This window comes from Variovorax sp. 160MFSha2.1, from assembly GCF_048305075.1.
GTDB classification, from domain to species: domain Bacteria; phylum Pseudomonadota; class Gammaproteobacteria; order Burkholderiales; family Burkholderiaceae_C; genus Variovorax; species Variovorax guangxiensis.
This window is the reverse complement of sequence record NZ_CP157624.1, coordinates 5,746,161-5,763,318: the sequence shown is the minus strand read 5'-3', so window position 1 is coordinate 5,763,318 and position 17,158 is coordinate 5,746,161. Positions and strand designations below refer to the sequence as shown.

Below are 17,158 nucleotides of genomic sequence, written 5' to 3'. Positions count from 1 at the left end.
CCTTCGCGGCACCTCGCGTTTGGGAAAGGTCCGAGAGATGAAGAAGAGCAACAAGCAGCGCCGTGCCGAGATCAAGGCGCGGCGCCTCGAGCGAGCCGCAGCAGCGTCGGCCGCGCATCTGCGCGAGAAAGATGTTCGCCTGCCGCAGCCCGATTTCGGGTCCGCGCTCGGCTGCGAGCCGGCTGATCGGTTCGTCCTGGAGCAATACAACAACACCTATGGTGTGCTGCCTGCGTTCTATGCAGCCCGCCCCTTCACCTGCCGCGATTGCGGCGCTGAAGAAGTGTGGACGGCCAAGCAGCAGAAGTGGTGGTACGAGGTCGTGCACGGGCATATCGATAGCCGCGCCGTGCGATGCCTCGCATGTCGGCGCGCACGGCGCGAGCGTCTGCGCAACGCGCCGCCGGGTGCGAGCCTCCTGCGCGAGCAGACGGATCGCCTTCGTGCGCTGGGCGATGCAAAACCGACCGCGAGCGCCGTCACCGAAATCGAGGCTGCGCTTGAAAGCAAATGGTGGAGCCTGCGCGTCGTGGCGATCCAGACCATGGCTCGCTGGGGAGGCGAAGCGAACCTCGCGAAGCTGCATGAGTTGATGGCGGCTCGTCCCGAGGGAGGTCGCCGATACTTTGCCTGGGAGCGCGTTGCCGCCGATGCGGCAAGGAGCGCGCTGCTGAACAGGGAGCGATGGCCTTGACGACGATGATGAAACTGACTTTCCTGGGGACCTCTTCCGGCACCCCCACGCGCCACCGCAACGTCTCCGGGCTTGCGGTGCAGACGGTGCTTGGCGCCGACTGGTTCCTGGTCGATTGCGGCGAGGGTACGCAGCACCGCGTGCTGCAGACCCCGCTGTCGCTGAACGACCTGGCCGCCGTCTGCATCACGCATGTGCATGGCGACCATTGCTATGGCCTGCCGGGATTGCTCGCGAGTGCCGGCATGGGCAAGCGCACGAAGCCGCTGAAGCTGATCGCGCCGCTGCCGGTGTGGGAATGGTTCGAGGCCACGCGACGGCTGACCGACCTGCATCTGCCCTACGAGGTGGAGCATGTCGATCTGGAGAACGAAGCGCTGGTGTACGACATGCCCGGTTTGCGCATCGAGCGCCACGTGCTGCGGCATCGCGTGCCGAGCCACGCCTATCGCGTGCAGGTCGAGACGCGGCGCGTGCGGCTCAAGGCCGAGGCGCTGCGGGCTGTCGGACTGCCGCCCGGTCCGGCATGGCGTGCGCTTCAGAACGGCGAGGATGTGTCATTCAACGGCGAGACGCTGCACAGCGCTGATTTCGTGGATACGCAGGTCGACACGGCCGTCGCCGTGCTCGGCGGAGACAACGCCGAGCCGGCGATGCTCCATGAAGCCTGCCAGGGCGCGCAGCTGCTGGTGCATGAAGCCACGTTCACGCAGGACGCGCTCGACAAGGTCGGCCCCGGGCCGATGCACAGCTCGGCGCGCCTGCTGGCCGAGTTCGCGCAGTCCGTCGAAGTGCCGAATCTGATCCTCACGCACTTCAGCGCGCGCCACCAGAACGGGGAAGGCATGGCGGCGCTGATGGCCGAGACGCAGGCGCACTACCGCGGCCATGCGTTCCTGGCCAACGACCTTGATGTTTACGAGCTCGACAGTGCCGGCAAGGTGACCGTCACGCGGGCCTGACGAGAGAAAGAAGAAGAAAGAAGAATCGAAGATGAGTACCGAAGAAGAATTCCTGCGCTCCGCCCATCCGATCGAGCCTGCCATGCGCGCGCAGATCATGGAGGCCCTGCGCGACATCGAGGCGAAGCACGACGTGAGCGTGCTGTTCGCCTGCGAATCCGGCAGCCGAGGCTGGGGCTTCGCCTCGCCCGACAGCGACTATGACGTGCGCTTCATCTACGTCAACCGCCTGCCGTGGTATCTCACGGTGGCGCCGCGCCGCGACGTGATCGAGGTGCCGATCAGCGGCGACCTCGACATCAACGGATGGGACCTGCGCAAAGCCCTGGGCCTGATGCGCGAGTCGAACCCGACGCTGCTCGAATGGCTGCGCTCGCCTGTCGTGTACCGCGACGACGCGACGGCGATGCCGCGCTTTCGCGAACTGTCGGAGGCGGTGTTCTCCAACGCGCGCGGCTGGCACCACTACAGCTCGATGGCAAAGAAGAACTTCCGCGAGCACCTGCAGGCCGACGAGGTGCGCTACAAGAAATACCTCTACGTGCTTCGCCCGCTGCTGGCCGCGCGCTGGATCCGCTCGCAGCCAGGTGTGCCGCCTATGCGCTTCGCCGACCTTGCGCAGCGCACGCTCGACCCGGTGCGCGACGCCGCGCTGATCGGCGAGATCAACGCGCTGCTCGAAGTGAAGATGCGCGCCGGCGAGGCCGCGACCAGCCCGCGCTGGCCCGGCATCCATGCATTCATCGAGTCGGAGCTGGCAGCCAATGCCGCGCAACCGGTGACGCCGCTGCCGCAGTCCGAGCAGGCCGGCCTCGATGCCTTCCTGTACGAAACGGTCCTGCGTTTCGAAGCGAAGAAGAGCGAGAAGGAGGCCGCGCATGGTTGAACTCGACGGGTCCCAAGGCGAGGGCGGCGGCCAGATCCTGCGCACCAGCCTCGCGCTGTCGATGGTCACGGGCCAGCCCATGTCCATCGAGAAGATCCGCGCAGGCCGCGCCAAGCCGGGCCTGATGCGCCAGCACCTCGCGTGCGTGAACGCGGCGGCCGCGATCAGCGGCGCGGAAGTCGATGGCGCCGAGCTCGGTTCGCAGTCGCTGCGTTTCGTGCCCGGCGCAGTGCGCGCGGGCGAGTATCGCTTCGCGATCTCGGGCGCCGGCAGCTGCATGCTGGTGCTGCAGACCGTGCTGCCGCCGCTGCTGCTGGCCGGCGCGCAGAGCCGCGTGCATCTGAGCGGCGGCACGCACAACCCGATGGCGCCGCCGTTCCACTTCCTGGAGCGCGCGTTCGCGCCGCTGGTGCGCCGGCTCGGCGCCGACCTGCAGCTGACGCTGCGCCGCTGCGGTTTCTATCCGGCCGGCGGCGGCGAGGTCGAGGCGGCCATCGTGCCTGCGGCTGGTGCGCTGCAGCCCTTCGACCTGATGGCGCGCGGCTCGCATCTGTCGAGCTATGCGGAGTGCCTGGCGCCGGGCATCCCGCGCCATGTGCCGACGCGCGAGCTCGACACGCTGGGTGGCGCGATGGGCTGGTCGGGCGAGCAACTGCGCTTCGGCTCGGTGCGCCAGAACGAAGGCCCGGGCAACGCGCTGCTGGCCACGCTGGCTTACGAGCACGTGACGGAGGTGTTCACCGCCTTCGGCGAGAAGTCGCTGAGCGCAGAGCAGGTCGCGCATGGGCTGGTGAAGGAACTGCGCTCTTTCCAGAAGAGCGAGGCGGCTGTCGGTCCGCACCTGGCGGACCAGCTGGCGCTGCTGCTGGCGCTCGCCGCGTGGCAAAGCAGGAAGGCCGGCGCCTTCACCTGCAGCGAGGTGACGGAGCACACGCGTACCAACTGCGCGGTGATCGAGCGCTTCCTGCCGGTGCGCTTCGCGATCGCCGAGAGCCGCCAGGCCTGCACGGTGCAGGTCTCGCCTGCCTGAAGCAGGCAAACGGGTGCCATCCGCTCAGGCGAGCGGCGTGGCGTTCGCGTACAGGCGCAGCAGCATCGCGCGCAGTGTCTTCACTTCGGCTGCAGTGAAGTCCGAGGTCGCGACGGCCTCGTAGTGCTGCGCGAGCGGAATCAGCTCCAGCGTCAACGCAAGGCCGCGCTCGGTGAGCGCGATGCGTACCGCTCGCTTGTCGGTGTCGCACTTCTCGCGCGCCACCAGTTCATGCGAAACCAGCCGGTCGACGATGCGCGACAGCGCCGACAGGTCGGTCGATGCGTGCGTGGCCAGTTCCGACAGCGTCTGCCGCGGCGTGTGCTGCAGCGAGGCGCAAACACGCCATTCGCTCAGGCTCAGTCCGTAGGGTTTGAGCGCCTTCGCGAAGGCATTGCCCATGCGAGCGCCGGCGCGTGCGAGGAGGAAGGGGATGGCCTTCTCGAGGTCGTGGTCTTGGGGGAGGGTTTTCATCTAGACATGCTTGAACAATCAAGTATATAGTCCGCCGCAATTACTTGAATAATCAAGCAAATATGGAGATGAAAATGAGCCGGACGCCTTCCCGCCGCGGTGCCATCGCATGGGCCGTTTCACTTTCCCTGCTGTCGGCGCTGCCGCCGGCTCATGCGCAGGGCGCGGCGAAATGGCCGTCGCAGGCCGTGCGCTTCGTGGTGCCGTTTCCGGCGGGCTCCGCGCCCGACGTGCTGATCCGCCACGTCGGCGCCAGGCTCGGCGAGAAGTGGGGGCAGGGGGTGATCGTCGACAACAAGCCCGGCGGCAGCGGCGTGATCGGCATGAACGCGATCCTCGCGGCACCGACCGACGGCTACACCTTCGGCTTCGTGCAGGGCTCGGCGATCTCGGTGGCGCCCAGCACCATCAGGGGCGTGAGCTACGACTTCAACCGCGACTTCGTGCCCGTCACGCTCGCGGCCGTCGCGCCTTTCATGCTCGCGGTGCCCGCCAATTCGCCGTACAAGACACTGGCCGACTTCATCGCCGCCGCGCGTGCCAGGCCGCAGGGCATCGAGGTGGCCGACAACGGACGCGGCACGGCGCCGCACCTCGCGTCGGCGCTGCTGGGCCTGCAGTCGGGCGCGCAGTTCCTCGAAGTGCACTACCCGGGCGGTGCGCAGGCCATGCAGGCCACGCTGGGCGGCCAGACCCAGATGATGGTCGAGACCTACAACGTGGTCGCCGGCAACGTGCAGGGCGGCCGCATGCGCGTGCTGGCCAGCATGGGCGACCGCGTGGAAGCCGGGCTGGAGCAGTTCCCGCTAGCGAGCAAGACAGTACCCGGCGCCGTCGCGCACGGCTGGTTCGCCGTCATCGCGAAGAAAGGCGTCGATCCGCAGGTGCTCGCCAGGCTCAACAAGGACATGAACGAAGCCCTGCTCTTGCCCGACGTGGTGGCCAAGTCGCGCGAGCTCGGCACCTACCCGAGGCCCGGCACCCCCGAACAGCTGGCGCGCTACATCGCCGAGGACCGCAAGACCTGGCAGGACGTGCTGGACAAGCTCAACATCAAACCGGAGTGATTTCCCCAATGAAGAACAAGATTGCGCTCGAAGAGCATTTCGCGATCGACCTGACCATCGGCGACTCGCAGGTCTACGCCCGCCCAGAGGTGTGGCAGACGCTGAAGAGCAACCTGTTCGACTTCGAGCAGCAGCGCATCGAGCAGATGGACGAGTGGGGCACCGAGCTGTCCATCCTCTCGCTCAACTCGCCGGCGGTGCAGGGCATTCCCGACGCACAGCGCGCCATCGACGTGGCCCGCCGCGCCAACGACGTGCTTGCCGAGCAGATCGCCCGCCACCCGACGCGCTTCGGCGGTTTCGCCGCGCTGCCCATGCAGAACCCGCAGGCTGCCGCGCGCGAGCTGGAACGCTGCGTCACGCAGTTGGGCTTTCACGGCTTCCTGGTCAACGGCTTCTCGCAGGTGGGAGACGAGAACACCGTCGTCTACTACGACGATCCGCGCTTCGCCGATTTCTGGGCCGTGGCCGCGGCGCTGAAGAAGCCCTTCTACATGCACCCGCGCGATCCGCTGCTCGGCCGCGAGCCCATCTACGAAGGCGCGCACTGGCTCACCGGACCGACCTGGGCCTTCGCGGTGGAAACGGGCATCCACGCGCTGCGACTGCTCTCGAGCGGCCTCTTCGACCGCCATCCGGAGCTGCAGATGATCCTCGGCCACTTTGGCGAAGGCATCCCGTTCAACATCTGGCGCGTGGACCACATCCTGCGCAAGGGCCGCCGCGGCATGCCCTGCGACAGGGAGATCGGCGACTACCTGCGAAGCAACGTCCACATCACGACCAGCGGCAACTTCCGCACGCCCACGCTGCTGTCGACCATGCTCGAGGTGGGCGCGGACCGCATCATGTATTCGGTCGACTACCCGTTCGAGAAGCACGAGGACGCGGCGCGCTGGTTCGACAGGTGCGAGATCAGCGAGAACGACCGCCGCAAGATCGGCCGCGACAACGCGGTCAAGCTCTTCGGGCTGAAGTGACATGAGCCGGCACAAAGACAACCGCCCCGTGCTCGTGTCCGGCGGCGGCATCGGCGGGCTCGCCGCGGCGCTGGCGCTGGTGCGCGAGGGCTACCGCGTGAAGGTGATCGAGCAGGCCGGCCAGATCGGCGAGATCGGCGCGGGCATCCAGCTCAGCCCCAATGCCTTCGCGGCCTGCGATGCGCTGGGCGTTGGCGCGAACCTGCGCGCCAAGGCGGTCTACACCGAAGAGATGGTGATGTTCGACGCCATCGACGCGAAGCGCGTGGCGGGCATCTCGCTGTCGGAGCGCTTCCGCGAGCGCTTCGGCAACCCCTATGCGGTGATCCACCGTGCCGACATCCACGGCGCATTGCTCGAAGGCGTGAAGGCGACCACCGAGGGCATCGAGTTCCTCACCTCGACCAAGGTGGTGCACATCGAGCAGGACGAAGGCGGCGTGACGCTCATCGATGCCCAGGGCGGCCGCCACGAGGGCCAGGCCGTGATCGGCTGCGACGGCGTGCGCTCGGCGGTGCGCCAGCAGTACGTGGGCGACAGCATCCGCGTCTCGGGCCATGTGGTGTTCCGCGCTGTGGTCGACACGGCTGACTTTCCCGAAGCGCTGCGCTTCACAGCGCCCTGCATCTGGGTCGGCCCCAACTGCCATCTGGTGCATTACCCGCTGAAAGGCGGCGACAAGTTCAACATCGCCGTCACCTTCCACAGCGACCAGCCGGAAGAATGGGGCTCGATGGACGGCGACCCGGCCGAAGTGCAGCGCTACTTCCGCTCGACCTGCGAGCAGGTGCAGCAACTGCTGCGCATCCCGAAGGCCTGGAAGCGCTACTCCACGGCCGACCGCGACCCCATCGAACAATGGACCTTCGGACGCGCCACGCTGCTGGGCGATGCGGCACACCCGATGGTGCAGTACCTGGCCCAGGGCGCGTGCATGGCCTGCGAGGACGCGGTGACGCTGGGCCTGGCCCTGCGGCGCGAAGGCGGTGACTGGACACGAGCGCTCGCGCTGTACGAGCGATCCCGCGTCGCCCGCACCGCGCGGGTGGTTCTGTCGGCGCGGGAGATGGGCCGCATCTACCATGCCAAGGGCGTGGAGCGGCTGGTGCGCAACAGCATGTGGACCGGCAGGCCGCAGGAGCGCTTCTACGACGCGCTCGAATGGCTCTACGGATGGACCGCCGCGAGCTGCCTCGCCGACAGCGACGGGGCTGGCGCGTGAAGATCGACTCGGCATCCATCGAGGCGGGCGGCGGCGGCGCGGCCGCTGCGACGATCGACATACCGGCCCTGATCGACAGCCACCCCGTCAGCGCCTTCCAGAAATGGATTCTTCTGCTGGTCGGCTGCGCGGTCGTCATGGACGGCTTCGATGTGCAGGCCATGGGCTTCGTCGCGCCCGCCATCGTGCAGGCCTGGGGCATCGAGAAGGCCGCGCTGGGCCCGGTGTTCGGCGCCGGCCTGCTCGGCATGCTGGTCGGCTCGCTGGTGCTGAGCGTCTGCGCGGACCGCATCGGCCGGCGCCCGGTGCTGCTGGGCGCCACGGTGTTCTTCGCGCTGTGCATGCTGGCCACGGCCTTCGCGCACACGCTCGACCAGCTGCTCGCCATGCGCTTCATCACCGGCATCGGGCTGGGCGGCATCATGGCCAACGCGAGCGCGCTGGCCAGCGAGTACAGCCCGCAGCGCAGGCGCGTCACGCTGATGATGTGGGTGTCCTGCGGCTTCACCGGCGGCGCGGTGCTGGGCGGGTTGATTTCGGCGGTGCTCATCCCCTGGGGCGGCTGGCAGTCGGTGTTCGTCTTCGGCGGCGTGATGCCGTTGCTGATCGCCGCGCTCATGTGGCGCTACATGCCCGAGTCGATGCAGTTCCTGGTGCTGCGCGGGCGCAAGCTCGACCGCGTGCAGCAGTGGCTGGGCCGCATCGCGCCCGGCGTGCCCGCCGGGCCCGGCACGCGCTACGTGGTGCACGAGGCGAAGCAGGACGGCGCGCCGGTGGTCGAGCTGTTCCGCGCCGGACGCGGGCCGGCCACGCTGCTGCTGTGGGGCATCAACTTCATGAACCTGCTCAACCTGTTCTTCCTGGCGAACTGGCTGCCCACCATCGCGGCCGGAGCAGGCTACAGCGCGAGCACCGCCGTGCTGGTGGGCACGCTGCTGCAGGTGGGCGGCGTGGTCGGCACGGTGGCGATGGGGCCGCTGATCGACCGCGTGGGCTTCTACCGCGTGCTGGTGCCGGTGTTCGCGGTGGCGGCAGTGGCCATCGCGGTCATCGGCCAGCCGGCGCTGCCCCTGCTGCTGTTGCTCGCGGTGGTTGCGGTCAGCGGCTTCTGCGTGGTCGGCGCGCAGCCGGCGCTCATCGCGCTGGCCTCGGGCGTCTACCCGACGACGGTGCGCGCCACCGGCATGGGCTGGAGCCTGGGCATCGGCCGCGCGGGTTCCATCGCGGGGCCGGTGCTGGCGGGCTGGCTCATCGGGCTGCACTGGAGCAACAGCGCGCTCTTCTTCGCGGCGGCCGTGCCGGCGCTGCTGTCCTGCGCCATGGTGCTGTGCATGGGGCGATTGAAATTCACCGGCGCCACCGCGCGCCAGGCATCTTCCGGAGCAACGAAATGACGAAAACGATGAACAACGCCCAGGCCCGCAGCGGCCTGGTCCTGGCCGCGCGCGTGCTGATGGCGGTGATCTTCCTGGTCGCGGGCGTGCGCAAGCTGCTGACCTACGGCGCCACGCTGGGCTACTTCGGCAAGCTCGGCATTCCGCTGGCCGACGTGGTGCTGCCGCTGACCATCGCGCTCGAAGTGGGCGGCGGGCTGCTGCTGATCGCGGGCTGGCAGGTGCGATGGGTGGCTTCGGCGCTGGCGCTCTTCACGCTGGCCACGGCCTTCGCCGCGCATGCCTTCTGGGCGGCCGACGCGGCCCAGTTCGCCGGCCAGCTCAACAACTTCCTGAAGAACGTGGCAATGGTCGGCGGCTTCCTGGTGCTCATCGCCTACGTCTCGACGGTCGAGCGCGGGGCCGGCTCCAGGGGCTGAGCGGAAAACTCCTTTCCGTTTTCCGCCATTTAGCGAGGGGCGAGCCGGCGTATCGTGGATGTCCCGGCGCGAGCCGGGCGGCAGACAGATCCGTTCGAGCAAAGACCCGAGACACAGGCCAAAGCCATGACCACACCCTCGTTCATCTACACCAGCGCCCCCCAGCGGGTGGTTTTCGGCGCCGGCTCGCTGCAGCACCTGGCCCGCGAGATCGATGCGCTGGGCGCGCGCCGGGCCTTGGTGCTTTCCACGCCCGAGCAGCGCCCGCAGGCCGAGCGCGTGGCCGACATGCTCGGCGCCCATGCGGCCGGCGTGTTCGACCGCGCCGTGATGCATGTGCCCATCGAGACCGCGCGCGAGGCGAGGGAAGTGGCCACCAGGCTCGGCGCCGATTGCGCCGTGGCCATCGGCGGCGGCTCCACCACCGGCCTGGGCAAGGCGATCGCGCTCGACTCGGGCCTGCCGATCCTGGCGATTCCGACGACCTACGCGGGCTCCGAGATGACGCCGATCTACGGCATCACCGAAGCCGGCATGAAGAAGACCGGCAAGGACTTCCGCGTGCTGCCCCGCACCGTGATCTACGACCCCGAGCTGTCGCTCGGCCTTCCCGTGGGCATGAGCGTGACCAGCGGCATCAACGCCATCGCGCATGCGGCCGAGGGGCTCTATGCGGTCGATTCGAACCCGATCATGGACCTGATGGCGCAGGAAGGCATCGCCGCGCTGGGCCGCGCGCTGCCGGCCATCCGCGCCACGCCGAAGGACCCGGCCGCCCGCAGCGACGCGCTCTACGGCGCATGGCTGTGCGGCACGGTGCTGGGCAATGTGGGCATGGCGCTGCACCACAAGCTGTGCCACACGCTGGGCGGCAGCTTCAACCTGCCGCACGCCGAGACCCACACCATCGTGCTGCCGCATGCGCTGGCCTACAACGCCGGGGCTGCGCCCGAAGCCATGGCGAAGATCGCGAGGGCACTTGGGGGAAGCGGTGGCGCCGCGCAGGCCGTGTACGACCTGGCGCGCGACAACGGCGCGCCGGTCGCATTGCGCGACATCGGCATGAAGGAAGCCGATCTGGACCTGGCCTGCGAGCACGCGCTCAAGAACCAGTACCCCAACCCGCGTCCGCTGGAGCGCGCGGCGATCCGCGCGCTGCTGCAGAACGCCTGGGAAGGCGTGCGGCCCTGAGGCAATGCCAGTGCGTCAGGGGCGTGCCGTGACCGGCAGGCCAGCCTGCTGCGTGAACGAGACGCTGGGCTTCTTGTAGGCAGCGGGCACTTCGTCGCGGTAGAAGGCGCGGCGGTCCAGGCTTTGCAGCGGGTTGTTGGCGGCGGCCACGGCCTGCTCGCGCACGGTGCTGCGGTCGAGCGTGGACTTGAAGGCCACGGCGCCTTCGGCGACGGTGTCCGAATAGGGGTTGCCTTCGCGCGCCGCGGCCACGGCTTCGGCCTTCACGTCGGTGCGGCTGGCGGAGGAGGTCAGGGGCTGCACGCCTTCATAGGCTTCGGCGTGCGCGCCGGCGGCGCCCAGCATGGCGAAGGCTGCGGCGAGGGCGGATGCGGCGATGCGTTGCTTGTTGTTCATTGCGAGATTCCTTTCGAGCGATTTGGGCCGATCAGAGCGGCAGTGCGTCGCCGCGGGCTGCAGCGCGTGCTGCCGCACGCACGGTGGCACGGTCGACCGTGCTGGCCACCATCGGGGCCACGCCCGACGAAGCGGCTTCGGCGTACGGGTTGTCGTTGTGCGCGGCGGCGACAGCTTCGGCGCGCACAGCGGCGCGGCTGGCCGACGAGGCGATCACCGGAGCGGGACCGGCGCTGGCGCCATCGGCGTAGGGGTTGTCGGCGCGCGCGGCAGCCACGGCTTCGGCACGTACGTCTGCACGGCTGACGGACGAGGTGATCGGATGCACGCCTTCATAGGTTTCGGCGTGGACCGCGCCCGCTGCGCCGAGCATGGCGAATGCGATGGCGGAGAGAGCGGCGATGCGTTGCTTGGTGTTCATGATGCGAGTCCCTTTGCTGACTGGTGTGGGCGGCGGACATTCGTCGTTGCCACGGGATGCAGTGTGAAACCGCATCGCGGCCGGCGCTGTGCGTTTGCGCACCGCTTTCGGCGATTGGTCAGAGGGCGGAGGCTGCCGCGTGCTGTCCGTAGAGCACCGCCAGCGGCTCGGAGCGGCCGCGCACCGTGAGCGTCTCGGCCGCGCCCATGGCGTGCGCGACACCGGCCTTCTCGGCCGCGAACAGCGACACAACGAGGCGTGACGCTGCTGTCTTCGAATGATCCTGCAACCGGCTCGCGGTGTTGACCACTTCGCCGATGGCGGTGAAGGTGGTGGTCTCCAGGTAGCCCACTTCGCCGACAGCCGCGCGGCCCGCGTGCAGGCCCATGCCGAACTCCAGCCGCTGGCCGAACTGCGCCTCGAAGCCTTCGCTCCATGCGTCCATGCGCTGCCCGATCAGCTCGGTGGCGCGCAATGCCTGCCTGCACGCGGTGGGCAGGTCGCAGTCGAGGCCGAAGATCGCCATCACGCTGTCGCCGATGAACTGGTTGGGCACGCCGCCACTTTCGCGCACGGCCGCGCCCACGGTGGCGAAGTAGCGGTCGAGCACGTAGGCGAGGTCGAAGGGCCACTGCCGCTCCGACAGGCCCGACCAGCGCCGCAGGTCGACGAAGAGGATGGCCACGTCGCGCTCGCGCCCGAAGCTGCCGACCGGTGCGGGCCGGCCCTCGTTGGGCAGCGGCGCGAACAGCGGAGTGACCTCGATGTCGCCGCGCGGGCGCAGCTGGCAGGCCAGCCGCACGTCGGCCGGCGCGCGCACCCGTTCGAGCGTGCGCCGCTCGTCGCGGCCCGGCTCGCCGATGTGGTCGGCCGGGCCGGCCACGCGCACGCGGCAGGTGGAGCAGCGCGCCCGTCCGCCGCAGATCGACACATGGTCGATGCCGTGGGAGCGGCTCGCCTCCAGCACGCTCCAGCCATGCGGAACATGCACCGTGCGGCCCGGGTAGCGCAGCGCCACCTGCGGCTGGCGCGACCAGCGCGCGAGGCCGTTGCGGCCCCAGCGCGCTGCCAGCAGGGCGACCAGCGCCAGCCCGTAGCCCCACTTGATCGCGTTCTCGGCCGCGCCCAGCGCCTTGCCCTGTTCGGCCGTGGGGAGGGCGGTCGGCGGCACGCCGGCCCACTGGAACTCGCGCCCCATCGAGACGAAGCCCATCGCGGCGGTCAGCGGAAGTACCACCGCGACGGCCAGCAGCAGGTGCGAGAAGCGCCTCCACACCGGCTTGGCCCGCAGCGCGAAGTGCAGGCCCAGGCAGCCGTGCGTCCAGGCGGCCAGCATCATCAGCAGCTGTGCTGCCGCGCCCTGCCAGTCCCAGAGGCCCCAGACCACGCGGGCATACGAGCCCTCGATGCCGTAGGCCAGGTAGGCGCCGCGCATGGCCGTGAGGTGCGTGGCCAGCAGCAGCGGCAGTGCGAAGCCCAGCGCCACGCGCAGGCCTTCGAGCGGGGGCATGCGCAGCGTGCGCCGCTCCCACAGGGCGACCACCGCCAGCGCCAGGTGCGTGGCGGCCGCGCCATACAGCAGCGCAGTGCCCGCCAGGGTGTGCCAGAAGGCCTGCACGCCGCGCAGCACGGTCTCGGCGGCGGCAAAAGAATAGATGCCCAGCGAATGGTTCAGCAGGTGCGCCGTGACGTAGGCCATCAGCACCAGCCCGCTCGCCCAGCGGAGATTGCGCCGTGTGGGCGGTCTCAGCGAAAAGGTGTCGGCAGCAACGGCTTTGGGGGAACGTCTGTCCATGAACGGGTTCGAAGCGGCACCCGAGCATAATGCGCGCGCCCCTACCGTCCCCCGGCATGGCCAAACCCGAACCTACCCCCCGCTCCAGCCTCGCGCTGCGCCAGATCGCGCTGCTCGAAGGCCTTTCCGACCAGCGGCTGGACCTGCTGGCCCAGCAATGCCTGTGGCACAGCGTGGAGGCCGGCAAGCCCCTGCTGCTGCGCGCCGAGCAGCAGGGCGAGGTGTTCCTGCTGGTCTCGGGCCGTGTGCGGGTGACGACCTACTCGGCCAACGGCCGCCAGGTGACCTTTCGCGACTCCGAAGCGGGCGAGCACTTCGGCGATATCTCCGCCATCGACGGTGGCCCGCGCTCCGCCGACGTGGTCACGCTGGAGCCCAGCGTGGTCGCCAGCCTCGACCGCGCTTCCTTCATGGCCCTGCTGCGCGACGAGCCCCTGGTGGCCGGCCGGGTGATGCTGCGGCTGGCGACGCTGGTGCGGCAGCTCTCGGAGCGGGTGATCGACCTGAGCACCCTGGGCGTGCAGAACCGGCTGCATGCCGAGCTGCTGCGCCTGGCCCGCGCCGCCGGCGTGGAGGGCAACCAGGCCCGGCTCGACCCGGCGCCCAAGCACGCGGCGCTGGCCAGCCAGATCAGCACCAACCGCGAGCAGGTGACCCGTGAACTCAACGTGCTGGCGCGCAGCGGCGTGCTGCGCAAGGACGACAAGGCCCTTCTGGTCGCCGACGTGGCCCGCCTGGAGGCGATGGTCTCGCAGGTACGCGGCGACGCCGGCTGAGCCGGGAGGCGATCAGTTCCAGCGGCCCTTGATGCCGCCGAGAGAGAAGCGGCCAGCGCCCAGCAGCACCACGGTCAGCGCGCCGAACAGGTACAGGCCCTGCAGTTCCAGCGCCCAGCCGCCCTGCTTGGTCAGCGCGAAGAAATCGGCCATGTGCACGAGGCCGAAGGCCACCAGCATGTTGATGACCACCACGCCGGCGGCGGCGCGGGTGTAGAGGCCCGCGATCATCAGCAGCGGCGCGACGATCTCGCCGACGTACACCAGGTAGGCGATGCCGCCCGGCAGGCCGGCCTTGGCCAGCATGCCGGCGATGAAGCCCACGCCGGCCGAGATCTTGAAGATGCCATGCAGCAGCACCAGGAAGCCGACCGTCACGCGGATCAGCAGCTTGCCGGAATCGTCCAGCGTGGAGGGGGAGAGGGCGGACAGCGGCGACGCGATCGGCGCACGCGGGGTATTGGCGGCGGTGGCCTGGGTGTTCATGGCAGATCCTTGCAGGGTGGAAACGGTGGGTCCGCCGCGGAATGCGACGGTTGCGGTTCCAGTGTGCGGGGCTGCGGAAATGCGGAATGTGCGTTTACGCACATGTTTCAAGCATTGGCTGCGGTGCAGTCCCTTTCGTGGAACACCGCGGAACCGGCTTTGCCGGGCCGCAGGTGTTGCCCCCGGTAGGGGGTTGGCGCAGCGACACGAAGTGCGCGAAGCCTGGGGGCGAGCCTAGAACCTGCCTGTCCACTTGCGCTCGTAGTCCATCTTGCGGAAGTGGGCTGCCATGAAGTCGATGAAGCTGCGCACCTTGGCCGACAGGTGCTTGCGGCTCGGGTAGGCCAGGTTGATCGTCAGGTGCGGCAGGTCCCAGTCGTCCAGCGTGGGCACCAGCCGGCCGGCCACGATGTCGTCGTAGACGATGTAGGTGGGCTGCACCAGGATGCCCATGCCGTCCAGCGCGGCCGCGCGCAGCACCTGGCCGTCGTTCGACTCCAGCAGGCCCGTGACCGACACCGTGTGCGTCTCCTTCCCGCGGCGAAAGCGCAGCTCGTTCGGGTTGTTGGCATGGGTGTAGATCAGCAGCTTGTGCCGCTTCAGTTCGTCCAGCGTCTTCGGAAAGCCGTGCTGCGCGAAGTAGCGCGGCGAGGCCGCGAGGATGCGCCGCGTCTCGCCGAGCCGGCGGATGGTGACGTTGGAGTCGGGCTCGAACTCGCGGGTGCGGATCGCCACGTCGATGTTGTTGTCGATCAGGTCGAAGTAGCGGTTGGCCGCCTCCACGTGCACCGTCACGCCCGGGTAGCGGTCGGTGTACTCGCGCAGCAGGGGCGCGATGTGGTGGATGGAGAACGACAGCGAGGCCGTGACGCGCAGCGTGCCCGTCGGGTTGAGCGCGGTGGCGTTCACCGCCGATTCGGCGTCCGACAGGTCGGCCAGGATGGTGCGGGCGCGGCCGCAGAACTCGCGGCCGGTGTCGGTGAGGTACAGCCGGCGCGTGTTGCGCTCGACCAGCCGCGCGCCCAGCCGTGCCTCGAGCGCGCTCAGGTGGCGGCTGGCGGCCGCGTTCGAGAGGCCCAGCGCCTCGGCGGCGCGGCTCAGGCTGCCGGCATCGGCGATCTGCACGAGCAGGGCGATTTCGGTCCAGCGGTCCATGGGTTGTGTGTCTCCGAGACTTGCGGGCCGATCCTGGGCTGAACCGGGCCCCGGACGCCTGCAGGCAGGCTGGCGATTCTATGTGGCGGGAAGTGCAGGGAAGGCCGGTTGGTCAGGTGCCGTTAGGACTGCAGTTTTACAAAGGGAGGCAATGAATTCCTGGCTGATCCCTCCCGGCACCCGTCCGGCGCCCGCATTCGCGCGGCATCTTTCCCTGAATGGCGCGGTCGTCGTCGCGTTGCTGGCGCTGGTGGTGCTGTGGACGCTGCCCATGGCAACGTTCTACGAGACGCCGCCCTGGGACAACGTCGAGGAACTCTTCTGGGGCGGCAGCATGCAATGGGGCTACTACAAACACCCGCCGCTGCCGAGCTGGCTGATGGGCCTGCCTGTCTTGCTGGCCGGCCGCCAGCCCTGGCTGACCTATGCCGCTGGCGTGGGCTGCGGCGTGGGCGCTCTCTACATCATGTGGCGCTGGTCGCTGGGCATGATGCCGCCGATGCGGGCGGCGCTCGCGGTGCTGCTCGGCTCGCTGGTGACCTACCACGTGCAGCGCGCCACCATCTTCAACCACAACACCGTGCAGCTGCTGCCGATGGCGGGCTACTGGTGGATGCTGTGGCGCGTGCTGCGCAGGCCTTCGGCAGGCGGCCGCTTCGATTGGCTCTGGCTCGGCGTGTTCGCGGCGCTGTCGATGCTCACCAAGTACAGCGCGCTGGTGCAGTTCGCGGTGGGCGCGGGCTTCATCCTGCGCGAGGGATCGTGGCGAGACGCGCGCGTGCGCCGCGACCTGCTGCGCGCAGGCGGCGTGGCGCTGCTGCTCATGGCGCCGCATCTCGCATGGCTGTTGCAGCACGGCGACCAGACCATCGGCTATGCGCGGCATTCGGTGCATCCGTCGGGGCCGCTGCTGAAGCATGTGCACCCGCGGCCGCTTCGCATCCTGCTGGTGCAGGTCGCTCGCCTGTCGCCGATGCTGCTGTTCGTCGCGTGGGCGTGGTTCACGCGCGAGCGCGGCACGGCGCAGGAGAAGACGCCGCAAGGCGGCTTCGACCGCCGCTTCCTCGCCTGGGCCACCTTCGGGCCGCTGTGCCTGGTGCTGGCGATGTCGGTGCTGCTCCACATGCGGCTGGTGGCCTCGTGGCTCAGCACCTTCTTCCTGCCGGTCGCCGTGTGGGCCGTGATGGTGGTGCCGGGCCTCGAAGCCGACCGCTGGACGCGCCGCCGATGGGTCGGCACGCTGACTGTGGCTGCCATCCTCCACATCGCCGGATCGTTCGGCCAGGCCTGGGTCGATGGCGTCTGGAGCGCGCGCCATGGCTACATCACCCGCGCCAACCTGCCATCGGGGCAGATCGCCGAAGCCGTTCAGGCCGTGTGGCATGAGCGCGCCGGCGACCGTCCGCTGAAGCTCATGGTGGGCGACACCTGGTTCACTGGCGCGGTGGTGCTGCACATGGACCCGGACGTACAGCTGCTGATCGACGGCGATCCCCGCACCTCGCCATGGCTGCCGCCCGATGCGCTGGCGCGCGAGGGCGGCATGGTGCTGATCCTCGACACGCCGGAGTTCCGCTCCGAGGGCGCGCTGCTGGAGCCGCTGCTGGCCACCGCCAGCTGCTCCGGCAGCCTGCGCCTGCCCTGGGCGGGCGAGGAAGATGCGCGCAGTGTGCGGGTGCGCTGGGGCATCCTGCCAGGCAGCGATGTGCAGGAAGAGCTGCGGGGCTGCCTGCCGGCGGCTGCGCCCTGATGGCTGCGAGGAATCTCTTGGACTCAGGCGCGGCCGACCCGTTGACTCTGGCGATCAAAC

Annotated in this window: 18 protein-coding genes; 12 read left to right on the top strand and 6 right to left on the bottom strand. The window is 69.2% G+C overall.

Features of this window, described 5'->3' with window-relative positions; genetic code table 11:
- Nucleotides 1-37: 37 nt before the first annotated feature.
- From ABL838_RS26560 to rtcA, 4 genes are read left to right on the top strand one after another with little or no spacing between them, the layout of a single operon-like run.
- Nucleotides 38-694 carry a zinc-ribbon domain containing protein gene (locus tag ABL838_RS26560; protein ID WP_418122687.1) on the top strand — a complete coding sequence of 219 codons (657 nt, stop codon included), beginning with the start codon at nucleotides 38-40 and terminating at the stop codon, nucleotides 692-694.
- A 5-nt stretch (nucleotides 695-699) separates the two neighbouring features.
- Entirely contained in the window at nucleotides 700-1,656 is a 957-nt protein-coding gene (locus ABL838_RS26555; protein WP_165909760.1) for an MBL fold metallo-hydrolase, read from the top strand.
- A gap of 31 nt (nucleotides 1,657-1,687) precedes the next feature.
- The gene (locus ABL838_RS26550) at nucleotides 1,688-2,542 is read left to right on the top strand and encodes a nucleotidyltransferase domain-containing protein (RefSeq protein ID WP_369660851.1); all 855 of its coding nucleotides are present in this window, start codon (nucleotides 1,688-1,690) and stop codon (nucleotides 2,540-2,542) included.
- The gene (gene rtcA, locus ABL838_RS26545) at nucleotides 2,535-3,572 is read left to right on the top strand and encodes an RNA 3'-terminal phosphate cyclase (RefSeq protein ID WP_418122686.1); all 1,038 of its coding nucleotides are present in this window, start codon (nucleotides 2,535-2,537) and stop codon (nucleotides 3,570-3,572) included. Before ABL838_RS26550 ends, rtcA begins: the two co-directional genes overlap by 8 nt.
- Nucleotides 3,573-3,596: 24 nt before the next feature.
- Here the strand turns inward: rtcA and ABL838_RS26540 are convergent, their stop codons facing one another.
- Nucleotides 3,597-4,046: a MarR family winged helix-turn-helix transcriptional regulator gene (locus ABL838_RS26540; RefSeq protein ID WP_418122684.1), complete on the bottom strand. Its 450-nt coding sequence runs from the start codon at nucleotides 4,044-4,046 to the stop codon at nucleotides 3,597-3,599.
- 74 nt (nucleotides 4,047-4,120) lie between these two features.
- Between ABL838_RS26540 and ABL838_RS26535 the strand changes: the two genes are divergently transcribed.
- The 6 genes from ABL838_RS26535 to ABL838_RS26510 all read left to right on the top strand — a co-directional run bounded on the left by ABL838_RS26535 (nucleotide 4,121) and on the right by ABL838_RS26510 (nucleotide 10,319).
- A complete protein-coding gene (locus tag ABL838_RS26535; RefSeq protein WP_369660853.1) occupies nucleotides 4,121-5,113 on the top strand; it encodes a Bug family tripartite tricarboxylate transporter substrate binding protein in 993 nt (330 codons plus the stop codon).
- Between the two features lie 8 nt (nucleotides 5,114-5,121).
- Nucleotides 5,122-6,093, top strand: a complete 972-nt coding sequence (locus ABL838_RS26530; protein WP_418122681.1) for an amidohydrolase family protein — start codon at nucleotides 5,122-5,124, stop codon at nucleotides 6,091-6,093.
- A gap of 1 nt (nucleotide 6,094) precedes the next feature.
- A complete protein-coding gene (locus ABL838_RS26525) occupies nucleotides 6,095-7,315 on the top strand; it encodes a 3-hydroxybenzoate 6-monooxygenase (protein ID WP_126025602.1) in 1,221 nt (406 codons plus the stop codon).
- Nucleotides 7,312-8,709 (top strand): MFS transporter, encoded by a 1,398-nt coding sequence (locus tag ABL838_RS26520; protein ID WP_418122680.1) that lies wholly within the window; start codon nucleotides 7,312-7,314, stop codon nucleotides 8,707-8,709. Before ABL838_RS26525 ends, ABL838_RS26520 begins: the two co-directional genes overlap by 4 nt.
- Nucleotides 8,706-9,128, top strand: a complete 423-nt coding sequence (locus ABL838_RS26515) for a DoxX family protein (protein ID WP_418122679.1) — start codon at nucleotides 8,706-8,708, stop codon at nucleotides 9,126-9,128. The genes ABL838_RS26520 and ABL838_RS26515 overlap by 4 nt, the downstream gene beginning before the upstream one ends.
- A gap of 126 nt (nucleotides 9,129-9,254) precedes the next feature.
- Nucleotides 9,255-10,319, top strand: coding sequence for a maleylacetate reductase (locus tag ABL838_RS26510; protein WP_418122678.1), 1,065 nt, complete (start codon nucleotides 9,255-9,257; stop codon nucleotides 10,317-10,319).
- Nucleotides 10,320-10,334: 15 nt separating this feature from the next.
- Here the strand turns inward: ABL838_RS26510 and ABL838_RS26505 are convergent, their stop codons facing one another.
- From ABL838_RS26505 to ABL838_RS26495, 3 genes are all read right to left on the bottom strand, one after another.
- Complete coding sequence (locus ABL838_RS26505) at nucleotides 10,335-10,715, bottom strand: alpha/beta hydrolase (RefSeq protein WP_369660858.1); 381 nt, start codon at nucleotides 10,713-10,715, stop codon at nucleotides 10,335-10,337.
- A 31-nt stretch (nucleotides 10,716-10,746) separates the two neighbouring features.
- Entirely contained in the window at nucleotides 10,747-11,136 is a 390-nt protein-coding gene (locus ABL838_RS26500) for a helicase SNF2 (RefSeq protein WP_126025598.1), read from the bottom strand.
- Between the two features lie 118 nt (nucleotides 11,137-11,254).
- Complete coding sequence (locus ABL838_RS26495; protein WP_418122677.1) at nucleotides 11,255-12,931, bottom strand: adenylate/guanylate cyclase domain-containing protein; 1,677 nt, start codon at nucleotides 12,929-12,931, stop codon at nucleotides 11,255-11,257.
- A gap of 29 nt (nucleotides 12,932-12,960) precedes the next feature.
- Between ABL838_RS26495 and ABL838_RS26490 the strand changes: the two genes are divergently transcribed.
- Nucleotides 12,961-13,707 carry a Crp/Fnr family transcriptional regulator gene (locus tag ABL838_RS26490; RefSeq protein WP_126025596.1) on the top strand — a complete coding sequence of 249 codons (747 nt, stop codon included), beginning with the start codon at nucleotides 12,961-12,963 and terminating at the stop codon, nucleotides 13,705-13,707.
- 12 nt (nucleotides 13,708-13,719) lie between these two features.
- Here ABL838_RS26490 and ABL838_RS26485 read toward each other — a convergent pair whose 3' ends face one another.
- Both ABL838_RS26485 and ABL838_RS26480 read right to left on the bottom strand, forming a co-directional pair.
- On the bottom strand, nucleotides 13,720-14,193 hold the full coding sequence (locus ABL838_RS26485) for a DoxX family protein (protein WP_369660861.1): 474 nt from the start codon (nucleotides 14,191-14,193) through the stop codon (nucleotides 13,720-13,722).
- Nucleotides 14,194-14,427: 234 nt separating this feature from the next.
- Nucleotides 14,428-15,348, bottom strand: a complete 921-nt coding sequence (locus ABL838_RS26480) for a LysR family transcriptional regulator (protein WP_184640732.1) — start codon at nucleotides 15,346-15,348, stop codon at nucleotides 14,428-14,430.
- 151 nt (nucleotides 15,349-15,499) lie between these two features.
- Here ABL838_RS26480 and ABL838_RS26475 point away from each other — a divergent pair, with 151 nt between their 5' ends.
- Nucleotides 15,500-17,098 (top strand): glycosyltransferase family 39 protein, encoded by a 1,599-nt coding sequence (locus tag ABL838_RS26475; protein WP_418122675.1) that lies wholly within the window; start codon nucleotides 15,500-15,502, stop codon nucleotides 17,096-17,098.
- The last annotated feature ends 60 nt before the right edge of the window (nucleotides 17,099-17,158 follow it).

Bases quoted from the DNA above. Each gene is read 5' to 3' on its own strand.
- ABL838_RS26560 (WP_418122687.1), top strand. From the start codon at position 38: ATGAAGAAGAGCAACAAGCAGCGCCGTGCCGAGATCAAGGCGCGGCGC.
- ABL838_RS26555 (WP_165909760.1), top strand. From the start codon at position 700: ATGATGAAACTGACTTTCCTGGGGACCTCTTCCGGCACCCCCACGCGC.
- ABL838_RS26550 (WP_369660851.1), top strand. From the start codon at position 1,688: ATGAGTACCGAAGAAGAATTCCTGCGCTCCGCCCATCCGATCGAGCCT.
- rtcA (WP_418122686.1), top strand. From the start codon at position 2,535: ATGGTTGAACTCGACGGGTCCCAAGGCGAGGGCGGCGGCCAGATCCTG.
- ABL838_RS26540 (WP_418122684.1), bottom strand. From the start codon at position 4,046: ATGAAAACCCTCCCCCAAGACCACGACCTCGAGAAGGCCATCCCCTTC.
- ABL838_RS26535 (WP_369660853.1), top strand. From the start codon at position 4,121: ATGAGCCGGACGCCTTCCCGCCGCGGTGCCATCGCATGGGCCGTTTCA.
- ABL838_RS26530 (WP_418122681.1), top strand. From the start codon at position 5,122: ATGAAGAACAAGATTGCGCTCGAAGAGCATTTCGCGATCGACCTGACC.
- ABL838_RS26525 (WP_126025602.1), top strand. From the start codon at position 6,095: ATGAGCCGGCACAAAGACAACCGCCCCGTGCTCGTGTCCGGCGGCGGC.
- ABL838_RS26515 (WP_418122679.1), top strand. From the start codon at position 8,706: ATGACGAAAACGATGAACAACGCCCAGGCCCGCAGCGGCCTGGTCCTG.
- ABL838_RS26510 (WP_418122678.1), top strand. From the start codon at position 9,255: ATGACCACACCCTCGTTCATCTACACCAGCGCCCCCCAGCGGGTGGTT.
- ABL838_RS26505 (WP_369660858.1), bottom strand. From the start codon at position 10,715: ATGAACAACAAGCAACGCATCGCCGCATCCGCCCTCGCCGCAGCCTTC.
- ABL838_RS26500 (WP_126025598.1), bottom strand. From the start codon at position 11,136: ATGAACACCAAGCAACGCATCGCCGCTCTCTCCGCCATCGCATTCGCC.
- ABL838_RS26495 (WP_418122677.1), bottom strand. From the start codon at position 12,931: ATGGACAGACGTTCCCCCAAAGCCGTTGCTGCCGACACCTTTTCGCTG.
- ABL838_RS26490 (WP_126025596.1), top strand. From the start codon at position 12,961: ATGCGCGCGCCCCTACCGTCCCCCGGCATGGCCAAACCCGAACCTACC.
- ABL838_RS26485 (WP_369660861.1), bottom strand. From the start codon at position 14,193: ATGAACACCCAGGCCACCGCCGCCAATACCCCGCGTGCGCCGATCGCG.
- ABL838_RS26480 (WP_184640732.1), bottom strand. From the start codon at position 15,348: ATGGACCGCTGGACCGAAATCGCCCTGCTCGTGCAGATCGCCGATGCC.
- ABL838_RS26475 (WP_418122675.1), top strand. From the start codon at position 15,500: ATGAATTCCTGGCTGATCCCTCCCGGCACCCGTCCGGCGCCCGCATTC.